The organism is Lentzea alba (assembly GCF_011067745.1).
GTDB classification, from domain to species: Bacteria; Actinomycetota; Actinomycetes; order Mycobacteriales; family Pseudonocardiaceae; genus Lentzea; species Lentzea alba.
The window spans coordinates 93,268-117,791 of record NZ_JAAMPJ010000009.1 but is presented as its reverse complement, the minus strand read 5'-3'; the positions used below and the strand labels follow the sequence as shown (position 1 = coordinate 117,791).

Annotated in this window: 22 protein-coding genes and 1 pseudogene; 17 read left to right on the top strand and 6 right to left on the bottom strand. The window is 70.0% G+C overall.

The genetic code is table 11. The annotated features are described in order from the left end of the window. Positions 1-8 precede the first annotated feature (8 nt). The 3 genes from G7043_RS30000 to G7043_RS29990 all read right to left on the bottom strand — a co-directional run bounded on the left by G7043_RS30000 (position 9) and on the right by G7043_RS29990 (position 5,596). On the bottom strand, positions 9-3,083 hold the full coding sequence (locus tag G7043_RS30000; protein WP_166051296.1) for a non-ribosomal peptide synthetase: 3,075 nt from the start codon (positions 3,081-3,083) through the stop codon (positions 9-11). A 97-nt stretch (positions 3,084-3,180) separates the two neighbouring features. Continuing rightward, complete coding sequence (locus G7043_RS29995) at positions 3,181-4,245, bottom strand: multicopper oxidase domain-containing protein (RefSeq protein ID WP_166051295.1); 1,065 nt, start codon at positions 4,243-4,245, stop codon at positions 3,181-3,183. A gap of 139 nt (positions 4,246-4,384) precedes the next feature. Next, on the bottom strand, positions 4,385-5,596 hold the full coding sequence (locus tag G7043_RS29990; protein WP_166051294.1) for an MFS transporter: 1,212 nt from the start codon (positions 5,594-5,596) through the stop codon (positions 4,385-4,387). A gap of 199 nt (positions 5,597-5,795) precedes the next feature. On the opposite strand from G7043_RS29990, the gene G7043_RS29985 reads away from it, so the two are divergent. Then, positions 5,796-6,434, top strand: a complete 639-nt coding sequence (locus G7043_RS29985) for a mycothiol-dependent nitroreductase Rv2466c family protein (RefSeq protein WP_166051293.1) — start codon at positions 5,796-5,798, stop codon at positions 6,432-6,434. Here the strand turns inward: G7043_RS29985 and G7043_RS29980 are convergent. Further along, positions 6,424-7,608, bottom strand: a complete 1,185-nt coding sequence (locus tag G7043_RS29980) for an amidohydrolase family protein (protein ID WP_166051291.1) — start codon at positions 7,606-7,608, stop codon at positions 6,424-6,426. The genes G7043_RS29985 and G7043_RS29980 overlap by 11 nt on opposite strands. Continuing rightward, on the bottom strand, positions 7,602-8,804 hold the full coding sequence (locus G7043_RS29975; RefSeq protein WP_166051289.1) for a MalY/PatB family protein: 1,203 nt from the start codon (positions 8,802-8,804) through the stop codon (positions 7,602-7,604). The genes G7043_RS29980 and G7043_RS29975 overlap by 7 nt, the downstream gene beginning before the upstream one ends. Before the next feature lie 169 nt (positions 8,805-8,973). Between G7043_RS29975 and G7043_RS29970 the strand changes: the two genes are divergently transcribed. The 16 genes and pseudogenes from G7043_RS29970 (at position 8,974) to G7043_RS29900 (ending at position 22,941) form a co-directional block, all read left to right on the top strand. Next, positions 8,974-9,918 (top strand): LLM class F420-dependent oxidoreductase, encoded by a 945-nt coding sequence (locus G7043_RS29970; protein WP_313888151.1) that lies wholly within the window; start codon positions 8,974-8,976, stop codon positions 9,916-9,918. Between the two features lie 43 nt (positions 9,919-9,961). Beyond that, entirely contained in the window at positions 9,962-10,393 is a 432-nt protein-coding gene (locus tag G7043_RS29965) for a pyridoxamine 5'-phosphate oxidase family protein (RefSeq protein WP_166051285.1), read from the top strand. Positions 10,394-10,485: 92 nt separating this feature from the next. Further along, positions 10,486-10,641 (top strand): annotated as a pseudogene (locus G7043_RS50035) (Lrp/AsnC family transcriptional regulator); the annotation flags it as partial. Between the two features lie 54 nt (positions 10,642-10,695). Further along, positions 10,696-10,992 (top strand): Lrp/AsnC ligand binding domain-containing protein, encoded by a 297-nt coding sequence (locus G7043_RS50030; protein WP_313888169.1) that lies wholly within the window; start codon positions 10,696-10,698, stop codon positions 10,990-10,992. Between the two features lie 155 nt (positions 10,993-11,147). After that, positions 11,148-12,311, top strand: a complete 1,164-nt coding sequence (gene aroB, locus G7043_RS29955; protein WP_166051280.1) for a 3-dehydroquinate synthase — start codon at positions 11,148-11,150, stop codon at positions 12,309-12,311. Continuing rightward, on the top strand, positions 12,308-12,970 hold the full coding sequence (locus G7043_RS29950; protein WP_313888150.1) for an HAD-IA family hydrolase: 663 nt from the start codon (positions 12,308-12,310) through the stop codon (positions 12,968-12,970). Before aroB ends, G7043_RS29950 begins: the two co-directional genes overlap by 4 nt. Before the next feature lie 101 nt (positions 12,971-13,071). After that, positions 13,072-13,917: an SDR family oxidoreductase gene (locus G7043_RS29945; protein ID WP_166051279.1), complete on the top strand. Its 846-nt coding sequence runs from the start codon at positions 13,072-13,074 to the stop codon at positions 13,915-13,917. Next, a complete protein-coding gene (locus G7043_RS29940) occupies positions 13,914-14,843 on the top strand; it encodes a BadF/BadG/BcrA/BcrD ATPase family protein (RefSeq protein WP_166051277.1) in 930 nt (309 codons plus the stop codon). Before G7043_RS29945 ends, G7043_RS29940 begins: the two co-directional genes overlap by 4 nt. Positions 14,844-14,861: 18 nt before the next feature. Then, complete coding sequence (locus tag G7043_RS29935) at positions 14,862-15,797, top strand: sugar phosphate isomerase/epimerase family protein (protein WP_166051275.1); 936 nt, start codon at positions 14,862-14,864, stop codon at positions 15,795-15,797. Further along, the gene (locus G7043_RS29930; protein ID WP_166051273.1) at positions 15,794-17,026 is read left to right on the top strand and encodes a glycosyltransferase; all 1,233 of its coding nucleotides are present in this window, start codon (positions 15,794-15,796) and stop codon (positions 17,024-17,026) included. The genes G7043_RS29935 and G7043_RS29930 overlap by 4 nt, the downstream gene beginning before the upstream one ends. A gap of 4 nt (positions 17,027-17,030) precedes the next feature. Then, positions 17,031-17,765: an SDR family NAD(P)-dependent oxidoreductase gene (locus G7043_RS29925; RefSeq protein WP_166051271.1), complete on the top strand. Its 735-nt coding sequence runs from the start codon at positions 17,031-17,033 to the stop codon at positions 17,763-17,765. Between the two features lie 68 nt (positions 17,766-17,833). Then, a complete protein-coding gene (locus G7043_RS29920; RefSeq protein WP_166051269.1) occupies positions 17,834-18,319 on the top strand; it encodes a pyridoxamine 5'-phosphate oxidase family protein in 486 nt (161 codons plus the stop codon). After that, positions 18,316-18,795 carry a hypothetical protein gene (locus G7043_RS29915; protein ID WP_166051267.1) on the top strand — a complete coding sequence of 160 codons (480 nt, stop codon included), beginning with the start codon at positions 18,316-18,318 and terminating at the stop codon, positions 18,793-18,795. Before G7043_RS29920 ends, G7043_RS29915 begins: the two co-directional genes overlap by 4 nt. Beyond that, positions 18,792-20,240 carry an FAD-dependent monooxygenase gene (locus tag G7043_RS29910; protein WP_166051265.1) on the top strand — a complete coding sequence of 483 codons (1,449 nt, stop codon included), beginning with the start codon at positions 18,792-18,794 and terminating at the stop codon, positions 20,238-20,240. The genes G7043_RS29915 and G7043_RS29910 overlap by 4 nt, the downstream gene beginning before the upstream one ends. A 13-nt stretch (positions 20,241-20,253) precedes the next feature. Beyond that, positions 20,254-21,474 (top strand): acyltransferase family protein, encoded by a 1,221-nt coding sequence (locus G7043_RS29905; RefSeq protein ID WP_166051263.1) that lies wholly within the window; start codon positions 20,254-20,256, stop codon positions 21,472-21,474. 57 nt (positions 21,475-21,531) lie between these two features. Further along, positions 21,532-22,941, top strand: coding sequence for an MFS transporter (locus tag G7043_RS29900; RefSeq protein WP_166051260.1), 1,410 nt, complete (start codon positions 21,532-21,534; stop codon positions 22,939-22,941). 66 nt (positions 22,942-23,007) lie between these two features. On the opposite strand, the gene guaB is transcribed toward G7043_RS29900, so the two are convergent. Continuing rightward, positions 23,008-24,456 (bottom strand): IMP dehydrogenase, encoded by a 1,449-nt coding sequence (guaB, locus tag G7043_RS29895; RefSeq protein WP_166051258.1) that lies wholly within the window; start codon positions 24,454-24,456, stop codon positions 23,008-23,010. Between the last annotated feature and the right edge of the window lie 68 nt (positions 24,457-24,524).

Genomic DNA, 24,524 nt, shown 5'->3' with positions numbered 1-24,524 from the left:
GGCTCGTATCAGGGCTCTGCGGTGAAGCGCGCGCGGTCGACGCGGCGCGGACCGGCGGCGACGGCGGGGAGCTCAGCCAGTCGCTCGACGAGTTCCGCCTGCGCGGCCACGGTTCTGCTCTCCCACAGCTCGGCCAGCACGACGCGCACCGCGAACTCGTCGGCCAGCAGTCCCGCGAGCCTCGCCAGCATCAGCGAATGGCCGCCCAGCTCCAGGAAGTCGTCGGTGACACCGACCTCGGACTCACCGAGCAGGACGGTCCACAGTCGCGCCACCCTGCGTTCGGTCGGGGTGCGGGGACCGACCCGCTCGCCGCGTGCGAGTGTGGTGGTCGGTGCCACCCGCAGGGCGTGCCGGTCGACCTTGCCGTGCCGGTTGCGCGGCAGCTCGGTGTGCACGGCGAACTCCGCGGGCACCATGTATCCGGGCAGTTCGGCCATCAACCGGTGCCGCACGCCCTGCAGCCAGTCCGCCTGCGCACCCTCGACCGGACCGGCGGGCACGAGGTGCGCGACCAGTCTGCGGTCCTGGGTCTCGCCGGCCGCGTCGACCACGACGTCACGCAGGTCGGTCACCCGGCGCAGCGCGTGCTCGACGTCACCGAGCTCGATGCGGAACCCGCGCACCTTGACCTGGTGGTCACTGCGGCCGAGGAAGTCGAGCTGCCCGTCCGGGCGCCACCGGACCAGGTCGCCGGTCCGGTAGACCCGCTGCCCGCCGGCCGCGGCGAGGAACCGCGCGCCGGTGAGCCCTGACCTGCCCGCGTACCCGGTCGCCACCCCGGCACCGCCGATCAGCAGCTCACCGATCGCGCCGACCGGGACCGGGCGCAGGTCGCCGTCGACGACGTGCAGGCTCGTCCCGCCGACCGGGCGGCCGATCGGGACCGGATCGGTGGTGGTCTCGTCCAGCTCCGCGAACGCCGAGTACGTCGTGGTCTCGCTGGGGCCGTACAGGTTGAGCACGCGGGCGTGCGGCAGCCGTTGCTTCACGGTGCGCACGAGCTCGGCGGGCAACGGCTCGCCCGCCATGTTCACGACGCGCAGGCTCCGCGGCAGGGCGTCGTTGTCCAGCAGGCTCGCCACCGCGGACGGCACGGTGTTCAGCAACGTGGGCTCGTCGGTGATGTCGACCAGGTCGAGCACGCCGTCGAGCAACCGCACACTGCCGCCATGGGCGAGCGGCACGAAGATCTCGAAGATCGACAGGTCGAACGTGATCGGGGTGACCGCCAGCACGCGGGCGAGCTCGGGCGCGGTGAACTCCTCGCCGGCCCAGTGCACGAGGTTCGCGGCAGCACCGTGGGGGATCACCACGCCCTTGGGCCGCCCGGTCGACCCCGAGGTGAACAGGACGTACGCCGCCTGGTCCCGGCCGGTGGGCGGAACCTCGTGCTCCGCCTCGCCCAGCTCGTCCACGACGAGGGCGGGAATGCCGGTGCCGCGCAGCTGACCCGCGGTCTGCCCGGTCACCGCGACCGCCGCGCAGCCTGCGTCCATCACGATCTCGGCGAGCCTGGCCGGTGGGCTGGACGGGTCGAGCGGGACGTACGCGGAGCCGTACCGCAGGATGCCCAGCAGCACGGCGATCAGGTCGCGCCGGCGGGGCAGCAGCACGGCGACCCTGTCACCCGGCCGCACTCCCGCGGCCTTCAACCGCACCGCCACCGCGGCCGACCTGGCGGCGAGTTCGGCGTAACCGAGGTTTCCGTCCTGGGACCGCACCGCGATCCGGCCGGGATGACGTGCGGCCGCGCGCAGGACGAGTTCGTGCAGAGCGCCGGAAGTGTTGGGCGGCAAAGGGGAGACGCCGAACCGCGGGCCGGCCGGACCGGTCAGCGTCAGCTCCGCCACCGCGGCGGAGGGGTCGGCGGTCATCGCGTCGACCGCGGCGGCGAACGCGTCCGCGAACCGGTCGGCGAGCCACGCCGGGTGCGCCGCCAGGTCGGCCTCGACCCGGCCGGTGAGCGTGTTGCCGTGTGCCACCAACAGGGTGGCGAGTCCGAACGGGCCGATCGACGGCGGCGCGACCGTGGCCGTCACACCGACAGCACCGATCCGAGCCGTGCCGTGGCCGAGCAACGCGGCGGCAAGTCCTTTGGGAGCACCGGGAGTGTCCTGCTGGAGCACCAGCGCGGCGGACGGCACCGGAACCGCGGAACCGCCCCTCGCCACCAGTTCCGGGTAGCCGGCGGCCTGATGCGCGAGCGCACCGCGCAACCGTCGCGCGGTCTCCGCGACGGCCTCCTGCACGGTGCCTCCCAGGTCGACCGGCAACGCCACGGTCGACACGTGGTAGCCGACGGCGCGGTAGGTACCGGAAGTCCGGCCGTGCAGCGGAACGGCGACCGGCACCCGGACACTTCCGGAGAACCGGCCGAGCACGATCGCCTGCGCCACCAGCAGCACCGAGTACCGGCTCACGCCGCACCGTCTGGCGAGCGCGTCCAGCGCCTCCGTCCGATGTGGACCGAGGTCGAAGGTGGCGTGGTGGCTCGATCGGGTCCTGCCGGTGCGCGGCGGAATCCCGCTCGCGGAGGGCAACCGGAGTGGTTCGCACTCGGTGGCGAGCAGCCGGGACCAGAACTGCCACGCCCGGTCGAGCCGCGCGGGATCGGCGGCGGGAGCGGGCGTGGCCGGCGGATCGAGCGTGTTCCCGTTCAGCAGTGCGGCGAACTCGCCGACCAGCAGGCCGACCGACCAGAGATCGGCGACGGCGTGGTGCACCCGGACGAACACGTCGGTGTGCCGGCCGCGCACCACCGTCGCGGTGAAGAGCGGTCCGGTGTCGATCGACAGCACGGGTCGTGGCCTGCGCACGGGATCGAACTCGCCGGTCACGGTGAGCCAGCGGTCGTCCGGCAACCGGTCGACGATCCGGTGCCAGCCGTTCTCCGCCCGCGCGAACCGCGTGCGCAGCGCGTCGTGCCGGAGGACCAGCTCGGTCAACGCGCGGGACACGGCGTCGGCGTCGATACCGGCGGACAGCCGCAGCACCACTTCGAGCACCGATCCGGGATTGTCCGGATCGAGTTCGTGGAGTGTGCAGAGCGCGTGCTGCCCGCCGGAGCTCAGCAATGACATGAATCGAGTCTAGGAACGGCCCGTTCACTCGAAAGAAGTTCTTTCCGGATCGAGCGAACCTCTGACAGAGAAAGGAAAGCGAGCTGCTTTCGGGCCACTAGGAGACGACGTACCGCCCGGCCATCCCCATGGCCATGTGGTCGGCGTAGTGGCAGTGGTAGAGCCACTTGCCGGGATTGTCCTCGACCCATTCCAGCACGAGCGTCTCCGACGCCTCGATCGCCTCCGAGTCGACGTACCTCTTTCCGTCGTGCCAACGGTGCCCGTGCACGTGGAACACGTGGGGCAGCAGGCCGAGAGTGCCTATGTGCCACCGCACCCGCTGCCCGACGCGCGCGGTGAGCGTCGGGGTGTTGTCCACGAACGCGTAGCCGTTGAAGCCCATCATGTTCGTCTTGACCGGCATGAGCGTCGTCCAGAACTCGGACAGGAACAGGAAGAACTCGCGGTCGACCGGCTTGGTCTTCGCGTCGGTGACGACGACGAATCCGTAAAGTCCCATCATCACGGCGAGTTCCATGACCGGCATCTTCTCGGCGGCTGCCTGCATGGTCGCCCGGTGCTCGCTCGACGAGTGCGCGCCGTGCTCGCCGTGCCCGCCGTCCGGTGGCAGCGACAGGTTCGGCATCGGTTTGGAGTGGTCGTGGTACACCCAGGTGCCGACCGAGCTCGGCACGCACCTCCAGGTGTAGGTGTACTCACCGCCGGGCGGAATCGCGGTGCCCGGCCGGTCGGGGTCGTCCGCCAACCAGGCGCCGTCGGAGTCGTTGCCGTACTCGACACCGTGCGGGTGCATGCTGTACGGGAACTTCCACTTGGTGTCGTTGTTCCGGAAGTGGATCTTGATGGTGTCGCCGACCTGGCCGCGGATGATCGGGCCGGGAACTCCGGTGTTGGGTCCGATGTCGTCGTTGCCGGGCAACGGTTTCTTCCACCCCGGCGTGTACGCCCGGTAGCCGAGCGCGTGGTAGCTCGTCTGCTCGGGGGTGAACGTCATGCCCATCATGTTGTCCTTGCCGTTGGGCACGACGTTCCAGTGGAACGAGTCGACCTGGATCCAGTACTCCTTGATCCGTCCGCCTCCCTGAGCCATGGCGGCAGGATCGGCAGCGCCGCCGACACCGGCGGCCACGACCAGGCCGCCGGCTCCCAGTTGCAGCAACGAGCGACGGTCAATGCCAGCAGAACTGCCCACACTTCCCCCATCCGGTTCGCGATCGGGTTGATCGCTCGCGAGTCATGGTCAGCAGACACTCGCGAACCGGGCAAGGCGGACGAAAGACACCTGAAAGGGCGGGGGATCAGCGCAGTGCGGCGCGCCGGACCATCGTGGCCACGACGACGACCGTGACGACCAACCCGATCGCGGTGACCACGGCGAGAGTCGCGTATCCGCCACCCGCCATCAGCACACCGGCGCCGATGCTCGCGAGTCCCGACGCGGTCCACGCCAGCGCGTCGACGACGCCCTGCAGGCGAGTCCTGGCGGCCTCCGGCATACCGGAGCTGAGCAGGCTGCTGCTGCCGACGAACGCGAGATTCCACCCGTAGCCCAACAGGAACAGCGCGGTGTAGGAGACGAACCCGGCTACGTCCGGTGCGAGGAACGCGCTCACCGCCGCGACCACCAGCGTGACCAGTCCGGCCAGTGCCACGCGAGCGCCGCCGAACCGGTCGGCCAGCCTGCCCGACACCGGCGCGAACGCGAACATCCCGACGAGGTGCACGGTGAGGATCGCGCCGACCTCGCCCAGACCGTGGCCGTGCTGGTGCATCTCCAGCGGTGTCATCGTCATCACCGCGACCATGGCGACCTGGCTCGCGATCATCGCCGTCAGCGCGACGAGCGTGACCGGGAGCCGCAGCAACGTGCGGACCGGCGGTGCCTCGGCCACCGCCGTGGTGGCCGGGCGGTGCGCGCCCACCAGCAGGGCGGTGATCCCTCCTGCCAGCACGGAAGTCAGCAGCACCAACAGGAACGGTCCTGTCATGCGCTCCAGACCGAGCCCGCCGGCCGTGTGCGCCGTGACCGAGATCAGCGCCGGCCCGGCGAACGCGCCGATCGTGCCGCTCCACACCACCACGCCGAGCGCGAAGCTCTTGCGCTCCGGCGGGTACAGGTCGGCGGCCGCGTACCTCGACAGCTGAGCGCCGCCGTTGCCGATGCCCATCAGCACCATGCCGGCGATCAGCCACAGCAACGACCCCGCCTGCACCGCCGAGACCGCCACGACCGCGCCGCCGACGCCGATCCCGTAGCCCAGCACCAGTCCGCTGCGCCTGCCGCGGCGCGCCATGTGCAGTGCCAGCCAGATCGTGCCGATCGCGGTGCCGAGCACGTTCGCCGCGTTCGGCGCACCGCTCAACCACGGCGCCGCGGTCTCACCGGCGATCAGCGTGCCCGCCGTCGCCGCTCCGACCATCGCGGTGTTCGTGAGCGCCACGCCCCCGAAGAGCGCGACCATCGGCCGCGTCCGCGATGTTTCCCCCTCCACCAGCAAAGTGTTCCCCATGCACACAACGGTAGGTAGTGCAATGGCCCGATGGGGCGGTGTTGTAACACTCGTTTGGAGGGCGAAGGCAATCAGTTGATGCGGCTGCGTAGTCGGAAAGGTGCATCGGCGGAGTTGGTTTCGGTTCGAAAAGTGATCTCTTGCGTCTATCTGTCCGCGTTCCGCACCGGCGGGCGTGCACCTGGTTGGGTCGAGGGACATGACGACTCAGAACACTCCTGTGAAGGTCGACCTCTGGTTCGACACGCTGTGCCCGTGGACCTGGGTGCTGTCCAGGTGGCTGCTCGAAGTGGAGAAGGTGCGCGACGTCGAGCTGACGTTCCACGTGCTGAGCGTGTCGCTGCTCAACTCCGGCCAGGAGATCCCCGAGCAGTACCGGGACGAGCCGGAGGCGTTCCTCGACCGGATGCGCAGGGCGCTGGCACCGGTCAGGGTGCTCGCCGCGACCGCGAAGCAGGCGGGCGACAGCGCTGTGCGCGATCTCTACACCGCGATGGGTTCCCGGATCCACGTCGGCGGCGACAAGGACTTCGAGAACGTGATCGAGCAGGCTCTCGCCGAGGTGGGCCTGCCGGCCGAACTGGCGGAGGCCGGGCGCACCGACGCCTACGACGGCCTGCTGAAGGACAGCACCAAGGCGGGCATGGACCCGGTCGGCCTGCGGGTCGGGTCACCGATCCTGCACGTCGACGGCGCCGCGCTGTTCGGACCGGTGATGTCCCGCATCCCGCGCGGCGAGCAGGCGGGCGAGTTGTTCGACTCGCTCGCCGGGCTCGCCGCGTTCCCGTACGTCTACGAGCTCAAGCGTGACCGGCTCGAGGAACCGGTCACGTCCTGACCGGGCGTCCGGCGACCCGTCCCCTGGCCACGACCATGCGGATGTCGTGCAGGTGGGCCAGTTCCGCGGACGGGTCGCCGCCGACGACGATCAGATCGGCGTCCAGACCGGGCTCGATCCGCCCGGTGACGCCGGCGAGCCCGAGCAGCCGGGCGGCGGACGTGGTCGCGAGCTCGATCACCTCCGCCGCCGGGAAACCGAGCCACTCGTACAGCTCCAGCATGCCCGCGTAGTCGTCGAACACCGCGTCGTGGACACCGCCGTCGGTACCGGGCAGCAGCGGTACGCCCAGCTCCCGCATCCACACCAGCCGCCCGTACAGCTCGCGGGCCGCCTGCTCGCCGAGCCGCTCGACCGAGCCGCGCCAGTCCCGCCCGCACGTGGTGCAGCACGCGGCGATCCCGCGTTCCGCCATGGTGCGCGCCACGTCGTCGCGGCGCTCCGGCGTTCCGGTCGCGTCCAGCCAGGTGCAGTGCTCGACCGTGCTGACGCCCGCGGTGATCGAGCGGACGATCGACTCGGTGCCGTGCGCGTGCGCGGCGACCGGAAGACCGAACCGGTCCGCCTCGTCGACCACCGCGGCCAGTTCCGCGGTGGTGAACTGCGACTCCCACATGCTCGCGCCGCCCGCGGTGATGTGGCCTCCGCTGGCCATCACCTTGATCACGGCGGCACCGGCGTCGGCGTTGCGGCGCACCAGGTCCCGCATCGCGCGCTCGCCGGCGACCTCGCCGCCGAAGAACCAGCAGTGCCCGCCGGGCGGGGTCAGGGGAGTGCCGGCGGCGAGGATCCGCGGGCCGGGCACCGCGCCCGCCTCGACCGCGTTCCGCAGGCGCAACGCCCTTCCCTTGAGATCACCGAGATCGCGCACCGTGGTGACGCCGGCGGTGAGCAGATCCCGCGCGCGTTCCGGCAGCCGGGTCTCGTCCTCCCGCAGCATCGCGCCGACCGGGTCGTCGCTCGCGTCGAAGCAGAAGTGCACGTGCCCGTTGATCAGCCCCGGTAACAGCGTCGCGCCGGGGTGGTCGTGGCGCGGTGTGCCGGGGCCGGCGAGGTGCTCGACCTCGGTGCGCGGCCCGGCGGCGACGATGGTTCCGCCGCGCACCAGCACGGCCGCGTCCTCGACGCGGTCGCCCACCGGTCCGCGCAGCATGGTCCCCGCCGTGATCAGCATTCGACGCTCCTGCCCAGCCGTTCCAGCACCACCCGCAGCACCCTCCGCGACGTCGCGAAGTTCAGCCGGGCGAACCCGTCGCCGCCGGGGTTGAACGACGGGCCGGGGCTCAGTTCGACCCGGCCGTGCCGCCGCACCAGTTCCGCCGGGTCGTCCCCGAGCCCCGCGGCCCGGAAGTCGAGCCACGCCAGGTAGGTCGCTTCCGGCACGTGCCAGCGCACACCGGGAAGCGACTCGGCCACGAAGTCCGCCACCATCCGCCGGTTGTCGTCGAGGTAGCCGACCGCGGCGGACAGCCACTCGTCGCATTCGGTCCACGCGGCGATCGTCGCGTGCACGCCGAAGAGTCCCGCGACGCCGAACAGGTCGGACGGCTGGGCGGCCAGTGCGTCCCGCAACCACGACGGTCCGACGTGGGCGACGGCGCACCGCACGCCGGCGAGGTTGAACGCTTTGGTGGCCGACGTGACGGTGACCGTGCGCGCCTCGACGTCCTGGCCCAGCGCGGCGAACGGGAGGTGCCGGTGCGGCGCGTAGACCAGGTCGGAGTGGATCTCGTCGGAGATCACCAGCAGGTCGTGCCGGTGGGCGACCTCCGCGAGCGCGCGCAGTTCCTCCTCGGTGAACACCCGGCCGGTCGGGTTGTGCGGGTTCACCAGCAGCAGCACCCGGCAGCCGGTGGCGGCGACGTCGGCGGCGAACCGCTCGGTGTCGAACACCCAGCCGTCGTCGGTGTCGATCGCCGGGATCGGGACGAGACGCCTGCCCATCCGCGTGATCGTCCGGGCGAACGGGGCGAAGCACGGCGTGTGCAGCGCGACGCCGTCCCCCGGCGCCGTCGCGAGCTGCAGCACGACCTGCACGGCCTGCGTCACGTCGGTGAACTCCCTCACCTGCGTGCAGTCCGGGTGCCACTCGTGCTGCGCGCCCATCCGCGCGCTGAACACCTCGCGCAGCGGCGTTCGGCCGTCCGGCCAGTCCGGGTAGCCGAGGTCGCCCTCCAGCGCGAGCGCGGCGAGCCTGCGCCTGATCGGCTCCGCGACCGGGAAGTCCATGTCCGCGACCCAGGCCGGCAGGACGTTGGCCGGCGGCACCCGCCACTTCGCGCCGGACTTCGCCCGCAACCAGCGAAGGTCGAGGTTGTCGAAGCCGGCGACTAGTGTGCCGGGTCGTTCGGTTGTCGTTGTCTGGTTCATGCGGCAATCCCCCGAGAAGGTGAAACAAAGTTCGGACGCAATACTGAACGCGATCGGGCTCACCGCGGTGCCGGTCGGAACAGACTCCTGAAAGGCAGTGGAATCCAGCTCTTTCCAGATCCGGAAAGAGCGCAGCCGGGCGGTCCGCGCGTCGATACTGTGGTGAGCCGTGGAGCTGCGAATGTTTGTCGAGCCCCAGGAAGGGGCTACCTACTCCGACCAGTTGCGGGTGGCGCGTTGCGCCGAGGACGCGGGCTATGGCGCGTTCTTCCGCTCCGACCACTACATGAAGACCGGCCCGGTCGACGGCAGCCCGGGACCGACCGACACGTGGGTCACGCTCGGCGCCATCGCGCGCGAGACGTCCACGATCAGACTCGGCACGTTGATGACCGCGGCGACCTTCCGGTACCCCGGCCCGCTCGCGATCGCGGTCGCGCAGGTCGACGAGATGTCCGGTGGCCGCGTCGAGTTCGGCTTCGGCGCCGCGTGGTTCGAGGGCGAGCACAAGGCGAACGGCGTGCCGTTCCCCCGGGTGGCCGAACGGTTCGAGCGGTGCGCGGAGCAGCTCGAGATCATCACCGGGCTGTGGCGCACTCCGGTCGGCGACTCGTTCTCCTACGAGGGCAAGCACTACCAGATCACCGACTCGCCCGCACTGCCCAAGCCGGTGCAGCCGTCCGGTCCGCCGATCCTGATCGGTGGTGGCGGTCCGCGCAGGACACCCGCGCTCGCGGCCAGGTTCTGCGACGAGTTCAACGTGTCCCTGCGCGACATCGGCACGACGGCCGAGCAGTTCGACCGCGTGCGTGCGGCGTGTCGTGCCGTGGACCGCGATCCGTCCGAGGTGGTCTTCTCGGTGGCGCAGACGGTGTGCGTCGGCGCGGACGACGCCGAGGTGGCCCGCAGGGCCGCCGCGATCGGCCGCGAGCCGGACGACCTGCGCGCCAACGGCATCGCGGGCACGCCGGCCGAGGTCGTCGACCGGATCGCCGAGTGGGTGCGTCGCACCGGGGTCAGCCGCATCTACCTGCAGCTGCTCGACCTGGCCGACCTCGACCACGTCGAACTGATCGCGGACAAGGTGGTGCCGCAGCTCAGCACTGTCCAATGAGGACGGTTAGTGCGCAGTGGCCGCCCGTGCCATGCTGATGACCATGGCTACGTGGCAGCGTTTTGAACAAGAGGCGAGCGAGCTCGCGGTCGAGGTGCGGCGGGTCTTCGAGCAGTCGACCAGTCACGTGCTCGCGACACTGCGCCGGAACGGTTCGCCCAGGGTGAGCGGGATCGAGGTGCAGTTCTCGGGACCGGACCTCACCTTCGGTTCCATGACCGGCGCGGTCAAGGTGCGGGATCTCTTGCGGGACCGCAGGTTCGCCCTGCACTCGCAGCCCGCGGAAGGCGGCGACGCCAAGATCTCCGGCGTCGCCGTCGAGGTCACCGAGCCCAGCGCCGAGGAGCGCGGCAGCCACCTCTTCCGACTGGACATCGAGGAAATCGTCTACACGGCACTCGGTGACGACCAGAAGCACCTGCTCATCCAGCTGTGGCGGCCAGGTCGGGAAGTCACGAAGTTCAAGCGATACTGAGGTTCCCTCTAGAACGCCCTCGCCGATTGGATCCTTACGGCATGATGGTTCGGTGGAGCCATCGCCACGCGTAGGGAAGGTTCTGGGGGCACATGGATTTCCGATCCGAAAGGACTCTTGACCAGATCGACTGGTCGATCCTGCGAGAACTGCAGGCGGACGCCCGCCTGTCGTACTCGCAGCTGGGCAAGAGAGTGAACTTGTCGCCGCCCGCTGTCGCGGAGCGTGTTCGAAGACTAGAGCGAACGGGTGTCATCACTGGCTATCGGGCGACAGTCAGTGCACCGAGAGCAGGCATCCCGGTGTCCGCGTTCGTCGAGATGGACTGCGAACCGGGCAGGTGCCTGCTGTCCACCAGTGAGGTCGGTGACTACCCGGAGATCGTCGAGATCCACCGGCTCACCGGTGCGCACTGCGTGATGCTGAAGGTGCGCGCGCTGTCGCTCGAACATCTCGAAGGCGCGCTGGAACGCATCGGCCAGCACGGCAAGACCCGTGTGTCCGTCGTGCTGTCCACCCAGTTCGAGGGCCGTCCCGTCGAAGCCCAGTCGCACGACTTCACCCGCGCTTCGCGTTCGGACGGCTGGAGCACCTCGTAACCTTTGATTTGAATTCTTGCGCGTCCCTTTCAGGAACTGACGGGGTGGTCCGGTGACGTGATTGGGTGACGTGGTGACGGGGTTCCGGTCGCAATTGCCGGGCCCGTGTTCTGCGTCTCTCCATGAACTCGTTGGCGAACTCGGGGAGTTCTCGCATGTCTTCTTACGTTCGGATCTCCGATCGGATTCCGCTGCCGGCACTGGAACTCGACCGCCCTTTCGCGGTCTCGGCCACGCGCACGGACACCTATCCCGTGCACGTGTGCCGCAACGAGGGCGATGGTGTACGGCACCTCCTGCGCGAGATCGACGGCCGCCGGGTCGCGATCATCACCGACGACACGGTCGCCACGCTGCACGCGACCCGGCTCGCGCTCGTCCTGCGGGACCACGGCGTGCACCTCGCGATGGCCTCCTTCCCCGCGGGTGAGGCGAACAAGAGCCTGCGCACCGCGTGGGACATGCTCGACTGGCTGGCGTCGTCGTCGATCGCGCGCCGCGACGTGGTGCTCGCGGTCGGCGGCGGCGTCGTGATCGACACGGTCGGCTGGGTGGCGAGCGCGTACATGCGCGGCGTGCCGTACGTGAACGTGCCGACGACCCTGCTGGCGCACGTCGACGCGGCACTCGGCGGCAAGGTGGCGGTCGACCACCCGTCGGCGAAGAACCTGATCGGCGCCTTCTACCAGCCCAAAGCAGTCGTCTCGAACGTCGGCTACCTGTCGACGCTCGACACCAGGCAGCTCGCGGCCGGCCTCGCCGAGGCGATCAAGAAGGGCGTCATCAGCTCGCCCGCGTTGTTCGGCCTGATCGAACAGGTCGCCGCCGACGTCCTGAACCGCGACCTCGTCTGCCTGGAGGAGGTCGTGCGGGCCGCGAGCGTGATCAAGTGCGAGCTGGTGTCCCGCGACCCCTACGAGGAGGACCTGCGGCGCCCGTTGAACTTCGGCCACACCGTCGGCCACGCCGTGGAGACCGTCACGGGCTACGGCCCGGTCCTGCACGGCGAGGCGGTCGCGTTCGGCATGACCGTGGCCGCGCAGATCGCGGTGTCACGCGGCCTGCTCGACAGCGGCGTGCGCGACCGCCTCGTCACGCTGCTGCGGACAGTCGGCCTGCCCACGTCGTTGTCCGACCTGCCGGTCCCGGTCGACCCGGCGGCCGTGGTGGCGGCACTGGACCAGGTGCGCAAGATCAGGGACGGCAAGATCCGCTTCGTGCTGCCGGTCGAGCTCGGCTGCACCGTGATCGCCGACGACGTCACCAACGCCGAGGTCCGCGACGCCATGCTCGCGAGCCTCGCGGTGGGCACCAGGTGAACGGCGAACTGCGCTGCGCGGCCGTGCTGTTCGACCTCGACGGCGTCCTCGTCGACTCGGGCAGCACGGTCGAGCGCTCGTGGCGCGACTGGGCGCGCAGGCAGGGCCTGGCCGAGGAGGAAGTGCTCCGCGTTTGCCACGGCCGCACGTCGGCGGCGACCATCGCGGCCGTGGCGCCCCACCTCGACGCGCGGGCCGAGGCGGAACGCCTGGAAGCGTTGCAGGCAACCGACACCGCCTCCCTGCGCGTCTGCCCCGGTGCGGCGGCCGTGCTCTCGGCGCTGCCCGCGTCGTCGTGGGCCGTGGTCACCTCGGGCAGCAGGCAGCTCGCCACCTCGCGGTTGCGCGGCGTCGGGTTGCCGGTGCCCGGGGTGCTGGTCACCGCGGACGACGTGCGGCACGGCAAGCCTGATCCGGAGGGCTACCTGGCCGCCGCTGCCCGGCTCGGGCTCGACCCGTCCCGGTGCGTGGTGGTGGAGGACGCCCGGCCCGGGGTGCTTGCCGCGCGTGCGGCGGGGTGCCGGGTGGTGGGGATCGAGGGGCCGTCGCTGGGCTCGGTGGCGGAGGTCGACGTGGTGGTGGCGAATCTGGCCGGGCTGGCGGTGGCGGCAGTGGGCGGCTTGATCCGGCTGATGGTGAGACAGGTCAGTGATGTCTGACCGCGTGGTCGTGGTGGCCGGCCTGTCCGGGATGGCGAGCCTGTCCGGGGTGGCGGCGGCGGCCGCCGGTGGCCGGATCCGACCGGTGAAGCGGGCCGGCGATGTCTGACGGTGCGGTGGTGGTCGTGGGCCGTGGCCTCATCGGTGCCCTCACCGCCGCACGGCTCCGCGCGGCCGGGCACGAGGTCGTGACGATGGCCCGCACCGGTGCGGACGTCTGTCTGGACCTGGCGGATCCGGACGGGTTCCGCACGGCGTTGTCCCGGCTGCGCCCGGAGACCGTGATCCTGACGCACGGCCCGTCCGACGTGACGTGGATCGAGAGCAACGAGGCCGAGGCGGCGCGAGCACACGTCGGTACCGCGGAAGTTGTTGCGGAGCAGGGTGTTCGAACGGTTCTGGTGTCCACCGACAACGTCTTCTCCGGCGCCGAGGGGCGGCGTCGGCCGTCCGACGCCATTGCACCGGCCAACGCGTACGGCAGGGTCAAGGCCGCGGCCGAACGCGTGCTGCTCGGCGCGGGCGGGCACCTCGTTCTGCGCGTGAGCCTCGTGTACGGGTGGACCGGTGCGGCCCACCGCACCACCTACGGCCAGCGGTGCCTGGAGGCTGCGGCGAGCAGGCAGAAGTTGCCGGCACCGGCCGACCAGTCCTTCACCCCGATCCACGTCGACGACGTGGCCGGCGTGCTCACCTCCGTGTGCCGCGACGGCCGCACCGGCCTGGCTCACCTGGCCGGGCCGCTCGAGTTGAGCAGGTTCGACTTCGCCCGCACCGCCTACCGCCTGGCGGGTGCGCCGGAAGCGCTCGTGCGACCGTGCCTGCGCGCGGACACCGAGTGGGCCTCGCGGCCGAGGTTCTCCTCGTTGGCGTGCGACGACTTCGGGCATCTTCCGATGACGCCGGAAGAGGGTCTTGCCCGGATGTTGGGGGAGGCCGCGGCATGACGTTGTTCGCGGTGGACGCGGGAGGCAGCCGGACGAGGGTGCTGCTCGCCGGGAAGGAGGTGGTCGAGCTGCCATCGGTGAACCGGCACGCCACCGGCGATCTGGCGGACGACGCGCTGCGCGAGGTGTTCGAGCTGGTGCGGCACAACGGAGCGGTCGCCGGGTGGTTCGCCAGCGCGTCGGTCGACCCCGAGCACGTCGAGGACGAGCTCGAGCGCGTCCGGTGCGCGGCGTCCGGGGTGGGCGGGCACGTGGTGGTGTCGAACGACGTCGTGCCGTTGCTGTGGGGCGTGCCGGAGCTGGCCGGTGGTGGCGTCGTTGCCGTGTGCGGCACGGGATCCGGCTTTCTCGGCGCCGACGGCCGTGGTCGCGTGGCGCGTGCGGGCGGGTGCGAGTACCTGGGCAGCGACGAGGGTGGCGCCGTCGACATCGGGTGGCGAGGCCTGCGCGCGGCGGTGCGATCGCTGGACGGCAGGGGCGGCGCCACCACGCTGGTCGACGCGCTCGGCGGTGACGTCACACGACTCGCCAGGGACCTCGCCGCGCGGCCCTTTCCCAAGCAGGGCCTGGCGAATCTCGCCGGAGCGGTGTGCGCGGCGTGGGTACGAGGTGACCACGTCGCCGGTGAAGTCGTCGATGCCGCGGTCGGCGAGCTCGTCGCCGGTGTGCGCGCGGTGCGGCACCGGTTGGGACTGCCGGACGGGTTCGCCGTCGCGACGACGGGCGGTGTGCTCACCGGATGCCCTGAGCTGCAACGAGAACTGACCGCGCGACTGCGTGCGGAAGCAGACGCGGGTGTGGTCGTGGCGGTCGAGGAGACGGCACGGGTCGTGCTCGCGGCGCTGGAACGGCTCGTCGACGCGGATCGGCGGCCCGCGCTGCCGGAGGGGATCGCCGGGCGGCACGCGTGGTTGCTGGCAGGCTGACCTGGAAGGAGAACGGACTTGTTGCTGGGACTGTGTCTGGCGGCGTTCGGCGGCAGCGGGTTGCGCACCGCGCTCGACCAGGCGGGCGGCCTCTGCCTCGACGTACCGACGGACACCACGCTCGGTCTCGTCGACCCGGTGCGGTGCGGTCAGGACGACCGGTATCTGGACGAGGTCGCCGAACACCTCAAGGGGCACAACGTGACGTGCGTCAGCAACAGCAGGGACGCGCAGTTGCTGCTGGGCCCGCACGACCGGCACACCGATCCGGTGTGCCCCGGTGACGCGGAAACCAAGCGGGCGCACGCGATCCGCTGCTCGCTCGGCGCGATCCGGCTCGCGGAACGGGTGAACGCGGGCTCTGTGCGGCTGCTGCCGGGCTGTCCCGACTTCGGGCGCTGGCTGTCCTGGTGGGGCAGCGACGTCGGTTGGCAGGACAACGTGGACGCGTTCAGCGAGCACGCGAAACCACTGCTGACGGCCGCCCGTGACGCCGGGCTGCGGATTCTGCTGGAACCGCACCCGAAGCAGGTCGTCTACGACCGCCGGAGCATCGAGTTGCTCCTCGACGCCACCGCGGAGTGGCAGGACGTGATCGGTCTCTGCATCGACCCGGCGAACCTCGCCGCCACCGGCCACGACCCGGTGGACGCGGTGCGCGGCTGGGGCGACCGGATGGTGGCGGTCCACGCGAAGGACCTGCAACGCGGCAACGGCACCGGTGCCGGGTGGAGCCGGTACGGGCCGCAGCCACCGATCCGGTTCCGGGCCCTCGGTCTCGGCGAGCTCGACTGGCCGGTGCTGGTGTCGACGCTGCAGGACGAGGGGTTCAGGGGTGTGCTCTACGTCGAGCACGAGGACGCGTTGCTGCCGCGCGCCCAGAGCATCGGTCTCAGCCTGGACCTGTTGCGCTCCCTCATTCCCGCGACCAGGGCGGAGGGACGGACGTGGTGACCCCGCGCTGGGTGCGCACGTCGCCGGTCAGACCCCGGATGGTGCACGTCAACTCGACGGCGACCGGTGGCGGTGTCGCCGAACTGCTGCACCGGCTGGTCCCCGCCCTGAACGCGAGCTGGGCGGTCATCGACGGCACCGCGGAGTTCTTCGCCATCACCAAGCAGCTGCACAACCTGCTGCACGACCGGGCGGATCCCGCTGTGCTCGCGGACCCGGCGACCAGGGCCACCTACGACGAGGTGCTGGCACCGCAGGCGGAGTGGCTGGCCGGACAGCTCGACCGCGGTGACGTCGTGGTCCTGCACGACCCGCAGACCCTGGGGATGGCCCCGGAACTGGCCAGGCACGCCCGGGTGTTCTGGCACTGCCACATCGGCACGTGCACCGAGAACGCGCCGGGACCTGCTGCGGTCTGGCGGTTCTTCGCCGAGCAACTGCCCGCGGTGGACGGCGTGATCTGCACGCTGCCGCAGTTCGCCCCGCCGGACGTCAGGACGTTCGTGGTGGCCCCCGCCATCGATCCCGGCGCGCCGAAGAACCGCGAGCTGACCGACGGCGAGATCTCCGCACTGCTCGCCGAGATCGGCCTGACCACCCAGGCTTCCAGCGCGCTGGCCGCGGTCGAACAGCAGGCACCCATCCCGCCGCACGTCCGCACCGTTCTCCAGGTCTCGCGCTGGGATCCGCTCAAGGACATGCCGGGCGTGTTGCGCTGCCTGCGCCACCTGCCGGACGACGTGCACCTGGTGCTGGCCGGCACGAACCCGGACGACATCCCCGACGATCCAGAGGGTTTCGCGGTCCTCGCCGAGGTGCGTGCGGCGCTCAGCGAACTCGACCAACGCGACCGCGTCCATCTCGTGCTGACGTCCACAGAGGACCCGGAACGCGCCGCGCTGCTCATCAACGCCCTGCAGCGCAAGGCGGACGTGGTCCTGCAGAAGAGCATCGAGGAAGGTTTCGGCCTGACGGTCACCGAGGCCATGGCCAAGGGCAAGCCCGTGGTGGCGGCCGATGTCGGTGGCCTGCGTGCGCAGGTCGTCACGGGCACCGGGCTGCTCGTGGACCCGACAGATCCCGCCGCGGTGGCGAAAGCACTGCTGGCACTTCTCGACGATCCCGAACGACGGCGCGAGCTCGGTGTCAACGCCGCCGCCCACGTCGCGCGCGGGTACACGCTGGACCGGCTCGTCGCCGACTACCGGACGCTCACCGACTGGAGGTAACCACGTGGAGTCAACGGCTCTGGTCACGGCCGCAGCGGGTGAGATCGGCCGCGCGGTGGTCGAACGGCTGCTGGCGGAGAAGGTCGTGCAACGGGTGATCGCGGTCGACTGCGCCGAGCCGCGCGAGCCGTTGCCCGACGGTGCCGAGTTCCACTGCTGCGACCTGCTCGACTCCGCTCAGGTCGCGCGACTCGCCGACGTGGTGCCGCAACGGCTTGACGTGCTGGTGAACGTCCTCGGTGGCGAGCGCAGGCCACCGGTGCGCCCCGTCGAGGACACCGCGTGGCCGCCACGTGAGGTGTGGGACGACATCTTCGCTCTCAACGCCACGAGCGCTTTCGTGGTCACCGGGGCGTTGCGCGACCGGCTGACGCGCGGTTCGGCGGTCTGTTCGGTCAGCTCGATCGCCGCGGCCATGCCGTGGGCGGTCTGCCCCGCCTACGGTGCCGCGAAGGCGGCGCTGGAGCACTGGAGCGGCTCCCTGGCCGTGCTGCTGGCCGGCCGCGGGGTGCGGGTGAACCTGGTGCGGCCGGGGTTCGTCTGGAGCAGGCAGTGGGCGGCGATCGACCACGACGAGTTCGAGCGCGTGGTGGCGGACCGGGTCCCGCTGCGGGAGGAGCAGACCGCGGCTGATGTGGCAGCCTCCGTGGCGTTCCTGTGCTCACCCGCCGCACGGCACCTCACCGGCCAGGCCGTGAACGTCGACGGCGGCGCCGCGCTCGTCCGCGCGGCGCGGTAGCGACAATCTGTCCGGACTATTGCACAGCAAGCCTTTCCGGCCCTGACGTTGTGCTTGGCTCGGGTGTCATGAAGGCAGTGTCGAGCGAACTCAGCGATCTGTTCTACAACACACTGTTGTGCGAGTTCACCACCATCGGTCGCAACGGCCCGGTGACCACGCCGATGCAGCACGCGTGGATCGCCGAGCGCGGGATCTTCGTGCTCAGCAGCGCGCTCGGCGTGCGCTTCAAGCTGGACCGCCTGCAGCACAACCGGAAGGTGTCGCTCAGCTTCACCGAGTTCACCGGCAGCGGGCTCGGCACGCCGGACGCGGTGCTGGTGCAGGGCACTGCGGAGGTCACCAAGAAGGCCTCGGGGGTGGCGGGGCTCGAGGACTTCTGGGCGAGCAACCTGCGCAAGAAACCGGACCAGCGCACGGCGGCCTTCGACGTCGGCCTGCGCGAGGACGACCGGCGGCTCTTCTACCTCAGGGCGCGAATCGAGGTCGTGCCCGAGCGGGTGTTCGTGCTGCGCGGCGACGCGGGCGCACAGGAGATCGAGGAAGTGGCATGAGCGACGAAAGTCTCGGCACCGTCGTGGGATACCTGGGCGAGCTCACCGGCAACCCGGCGTTCCCGATCCTGAGCTACGTCGACGACGAGGGCTACCCGGTCAACGTCCGGGTGCGCGCGGAGTGGAACGGCGACGTGCGCTTCCGCGTCACCGCGCCGAAAGCGGCCACCCCCGCCGAAGGACAGCGCTGCTGCCTGCTGTGGCACCGGCACGACGAGGTGCTCTTCGACCTGGCGAGCATCACGTTGTTCGGCGCCGCCCGGCTCACCGGTGACGGTCTCGAGATCGAGATCGACCGCAAGCCCATCGTGTCCAACTTCGGCGAACCGGACTGGGAGGAGGCGTTCCGCGTCTTCGCCCAGAACTCGGCGAACTACCTGCGCGACTACGGCCTGACCGAGCCGGACCTGAACTGGGACGTGCTCGAACGCCTGGCCCGCGAGTCGATCGACCGCTACGGCGACCCAGCGGCATGAGCACCGTCCTCGTCGTCGGTGCGGGACCGACCGGGCTGACGCTCGCCGCCGAGCTGGCCGGCGCCGGGATCCGCGTTCTGGTGCTGGACAAGCGCGAAGAGCGCATGCCGTGGTCGCGGGCGTTCGGGTTGATGCCGCGGACGATGGAGATGCTCGACCTGCGCGGGCAGGTGGAGCCGTTCCTCGACGCCGGTCTGCCGTGCTCCCTGCCGCCGGTCGGCGACGGCAAGAGCCACCTCGACTACTCGCGGCTGGACACGCCCTTCCCGTACATCCTGATCCTGCCGCAGCAGCGGTCGGAGGAACTGCTGGAGTCCTGGGCGGTGAAGGCCGGCGCCGACATCCGCCGCGGCGTCGAGGTGACGTGCGTGCGGCAGTACCCCGATCACGTCGAGGCCGACCTGTCCGACGGTTCCGTCGAACGCGCCGACTTCGCGGTGGGCTGCGACGGCGTGCACAGCGTGGTGCGCGCGTCGGCCGGGATCCCGTTCACCGGCCGCGAGTACGCGCAGTCGCTGGTGATCGCGGACGTCCGGCTGCGCCGCCCGCCGGAGTCGGACGTGTGGGCGCGGATCGCACCGCGCGGCATGGTCGCGATCTACCCGTTCGGCGACGGCACGTCCAGGCTCATCGTGCTGGACCGCGAACGCATGGCCGTGCCGATCAGCACGCCGGTCTCCGTCGAGGAGCTGGACGAGTCCTGCCTCGGCATCACCGGGCGTGAGTTCGGTGCGCACAGCCCGGTGTGGACGTCCAGGTTCCGCAGCTCGCAGAAGCACGCGCAGCGCTACCGGTCCGGCCGGTTGCTGCTCGCGGGCGACGCGGCGCACACGCACATCCCCTCCGGAGGACAGGGCTTGCAGGTCGGCGTCCAGGACGCGCTGAACCTCGCGTGGAAGCTGATCGCCGAGCTGGAGGGCTGGGCACCGCCCGGCCTGCTCGACACCTACGACGAGGAACGCATGCCGGTCGCGGTCGACACCCTGCGCAAGACCGACCTGGCGTTCCGGTTCGAGACGGCCAACTCGCCGGCCGCCCGGCTCGGCAGGCGGCTGGTGAACACCGCGATGTCCAGCAAGTCGTTGCAGGTCAACGTGATGCGCGAGTTCGCAGGACTGACCCTGAAGTACCCGCGGTTGCGGGGCGACCACCGCCTGGTGGGCAGGCGGATCCCGGACGCGCCGCTGCACGGCGGCGTGCCCAGGGGCACCCGGCTGTACGAGCTGTTCCGCGACCGGCGGTTCGTGCTGCTGGACCAGACGATCGACGGTGCCGTCGCGCGTGATCGCGGCTCTGCCCGCCTCACCGCGGTGCACAGCAAGGCACAGGGGCGGCCGGACTGGCCGGAGCTGGTGCTCGTCCGCCCGGACGGCTACGTCGCGTGGGCGGGAGACGTGGCCGGTAAGTCCTCTTTGGACATGCGAATTCGGCAGTGGTGTGGATGAACCGGGGGATCGCGTGCAGAACGTACATCGCTTCTTTCCCGAGCTGGAGGGCATCCGCGGCGTCGCGGCACTCCTCGTCCTGCTCAACCACGTAGGCGTCTACACCGGGGTGATCGGCTCGCAGCTGTTCGGCCAGCCCGGCAACGCCATCTGGGCTCCGGTGCTGTCGGTCGCCGAGGTCGGGCTGCCGATCTTCTTCGTGCTGTCCGGCGTGCTGCTCTACCGGCCGCACGCCCTGGGCACGATCTCCGGCACCCCCCGACCGGCGGCGGGGCCGTACTTCTGGCGCCGCGCGTTGCGCATCCTGCCCGCTTACTGGGTGCTGACCGTCGTCGCGCTGGTGACGCTCAACCGGGACGCCGTGCACGGCGTCTGGGAGGTTGTGCGGCCGTTGCTGGTGCTGCAGGTGTACGAGCACAACGTGATCCCGGCCGGCATGGGCCAGACCTGGAGCCTCGCGACCGAGGTCGCGTTCTACCTCAGCCTGCCCGTGCTCGCGTGGCTGTTGCACCGCTGGGCCTCGAAGGCGGAGGACGCACCGGCGCGGACGCGGCGCATCGTGGTGCCGTTGCTCGGCTTCGTGGTGTTCGGGTTCGGGTTCGCGGTCTACACCCACCTGCCGTCGATGGGGCCGTACCCCGCGCAACACCTGTGGCCGTTGGAGTGGGTGGGATTCCTCGCGATCGGCATGATCCTCGCCGCGCTGTCCGCGAGCGCCGAGGTCTCGCAGCAGGTCTGGGCGCCGTACCGGATCGCCATGGCCCGTCCAGGCCTGTGCTGGGCGGGTGCCGGGGTCGTGTTCCTCGTCGCGTGCTCCCCGCTCACCGGCCCGCACACGATCGACTACGCGACCATGCCGGTGGCGTTGACCGTGCAGGCGCTGTACCTGCTGTTCACCCTGCTGCTGATCGCTCCGCTGACCGCGCCGTTCCAGCGCGAACGGCTGGTCGAGGCGACGCTCGCCAACCCCGTCATGCGGTTCCTCGGCCGGATCTCCTACGGCGTTTTCCTCTGGCACGTCGTCTACCTGGAGTACTACTACCGCTGGACCGGGGGACAGCCGGGCAGCGGCGGGTTCTGGCCGGTGCTCGGCGCGGTGCTGGCGCTGACGATCGTCACCGCGCTGGTGAGCTACGTGGCGGTGGAACGACCCGCGATGAAGTTCCGGCCGCGCCTGGGCAACGCGCCAGAGGCGCCAGGTGTGTCAGGGATCTTTCAACAGGCTCGTACGTAGCGTACGCGGCTGATTACGATCAGTGAAGCTGTGTCCAGAGCTGGGAGCTTGAAGATCGTGACCAACGAAATTGACGCGCAGCGGCAGGCGACGGGATCGCGCACGTTGCTCACCGTGCTGTGCCTCGCGCAGTTCATGTTGATCCTGGACGTGACCGTGGTGGCGGTGGCGATCCCGTCGATGCAGTCCGCGTTGCACGTGGCGCCGTCGGACATCCAGTGGGTGACCACCGCGTACGGGATCACGTTCGGCGGCTTCCTGGTCAGCTCCGGACGGATGGCGGACCTGTTCGGCCCCAAGCGCATCCTGCTCTGGGGACTGCTGGTGTTCACGGTGGCGTCCGCGATCTGCGGTGCCGCGCAGGAGCCCGTGACGTTGTTCGTCGCTCGCGGTCTGCAGGGCGTCGGTGCCGCGATGGTGTCGCCGGCCGCGCTGGCGTTGCTGACGACCAACTTCGCCGAGGGCGACGCCCGCAACAAGGCGCTCGGCATCTGGGGCGCGGTGGCGTCGATCGGTGGTATCGCGGGCAACCTGGTCGGCGGCGTGCTGACCGATCTGGCGACCTGGCGGTTGATCTTCCTGGTCAACATCCCGATCGGGCTCGTGGTGCTGCTGCTGATCATGCGCAAGGTGCCCGCCGACGTGCCGCGTGCCCGTCAGCGCCTCGACCTGCCCGGTGCCGTCCTGCTCACCGCGGCCGTGGTGAGCGTCGTGACGGCGGTGTCCCAGGCGGCGGTGCGCGGCTTCGACCCGGTCGTCGGGGTGTTCGCCGTGGCCGGTGTGGTCCTGCTCGTCGCCTTCGTGCTGGTCGAGCTCAAGACCGCGGAACCGGTGTTGAAGCTGTCGATGTTCCGCAACCCCAACGTCCGCTACGGCAACATCACGTCCGTCGTCGCGGCCGGTGCGTCCGCGGGCGCGTTGTTCTTCTGCACCCTCTACGTGCAGCAGATCATCGGCCTGACCCCGCTGCAGACCGGCCTCGGGTTCATCCCGGTGCTGGGTGCGATCGTCGTGATCTCGACGAAAGCCGGTGCGCTGGTGGGCAAGTTCGGCGTGCGCAAGCTGATCGTGGCAGCCGCGCTGATCGTCGCGGCAGGACTGCTGCTGCTGAGCTTCGTCCCGGTCGACGGCTCGTTCTTCGTGGACGTGCTGCCCGGCCTGATGCTCGTGGGCATCGGCTCCGGCCTGAGCCTGGCTCCCGCGATGATCGTGTCCACCACCGGTGTCGCGAACGAGGACCAGGGACTGGCGTCCGGGTTGCTGAGCACGGCGCAGCAGGTGGGCAGTGCGCTAGGCGTCGCGGCGCTCAACACGGTCGCCGTGGCAGTGGCACTCGGCGCGCACGGAACCGCGCAGGAAGCCGCCACCCGCGGCTACCAGGTGGGGTTCCTGACCGCGATCCTCGCCCCGGTGATCATGATCCTGTGCGTGCTGGTGATTCCGAAGCCGCAGCCGGCCACATCATGATCACGGTGGCGGCTGCGTTTGAGCTGGAATCCGAGCATCGGAGTGATGCGTACCGTGAATGTGGTTCTACCTCAAGCTGGCCCTTGTCAGCCTGATGAGTTGCGCTTGCTGAAGTTTGCTGATCGTGTGGGAACCGGTGAAGCTCATGCCGGCCCGTAGGCCGACAATCAGCTGGTGAACGACATGCGCGACGGGGCCCAGGTAGTTGATGCGGTTCTCGATGCCGTGAGGGACCAGGTTCTCCTCCGCCAGGACGTCGTCTTGGCGGTTCCGGTCCTTCGAGTACGCCTCGGTGCCGTTGCGAGATTGCCCAGCGTCAAGTGGTCCTGCATCGCGATACACCTTGTGCTGCTCGCCGTTGAAGAAGATCAGATCTCCGGGTGCTTCTGTGGTTCCGGCGAGTTGGCTGCTGAGGATGACCGAGCCTGCTCCTGCGGCGATGGCTTTGGCGATGTCGCCGGGGTTCCGGACGCCGCCTCCGATGACGGGAATGCCAGCGGCCGCACACACGAGACTCACTTCGTGGATGGCGCTGACCTGCGGCACGCCGACGTTTGCCGCCGCGCGTGCGGGCCGGATCGAACCCGGTCCGGCAGTGACTTTGACGGCATCGGCTCCGGCGTCGATCAGGGCTTGGGCGCCAGCACGAGTCGTGACGTTGCCGCCGATCACATCGACAGCGCGGCCGAATTCCTGCTTGATGCTCGCGACTGCGTGCAGGACATCGCTCTGGTGTCCGTGTGCGGTGTCCACGACGAGGACGTCGACACCCGCCTCGAAGAGGAGCTCGGCTCGCTCGACAGCGCCCGTGCCCATGCCGACTGCGGCACCGACGAGCAACCGTCCTCCTGCATCGCGAGCGGCTTGGGGATACTGCTCGGCCTTGACGAAATCCTTGATCGTGATGAGGCCCTGCAGTCGGCCCGCGTGATCGACGATGGGCAGCTTCTCGATTTTGTGCCGTCGCAGTAGCGCCAACGCGTCGTCCGCAGAGACTCCGGCCGGTGCTGTCACCAACGGGCCCTTGGTCATGACTTCGCCGACCTTTCGGGCATGATCAACCTGAAAACGCATGTCGCGGTTCGTGATGATTCCGACGAGCTTGCCATCGTCGACGACTGGTACGCCGGAGATCTTGAAGCGGGCGCACAGTCTGTTGACATCGTCCAGAGTGTCATCAGGCGAACAAGTGGCCGGGTCGGTGACCATTCCGGCTTCCGACCGTTTCACGGTCTCAACTTGGCGAGCCTGTTCTTCCTTGGGGAGATTTTGATGAAGTATGCCGATACCGCCTTGGCGGGCCATGGCGATCGCCATGGCCGATTCGGTCACCGTCTCCATGGCTGCAGAAATCAGCGGAACGTTGAGGCGTATGTTCCGTGACAGCATGGTGCTCGTATCGACGTCGCTGGGCGTGACTCCTGATTCTGCAGGGAGGAGTAGAACGTCGTCGAAGGTCAGGCCGATTGGTGTGAAATTTGACGGCAGTGCGGCGTCGTGGGACTCGATGGGCATCGGCGCGATCGACCTCCTGGACCAACGTGCGGGTAAGGTGCGTACGTGATCCTACGTGCCGATGATGA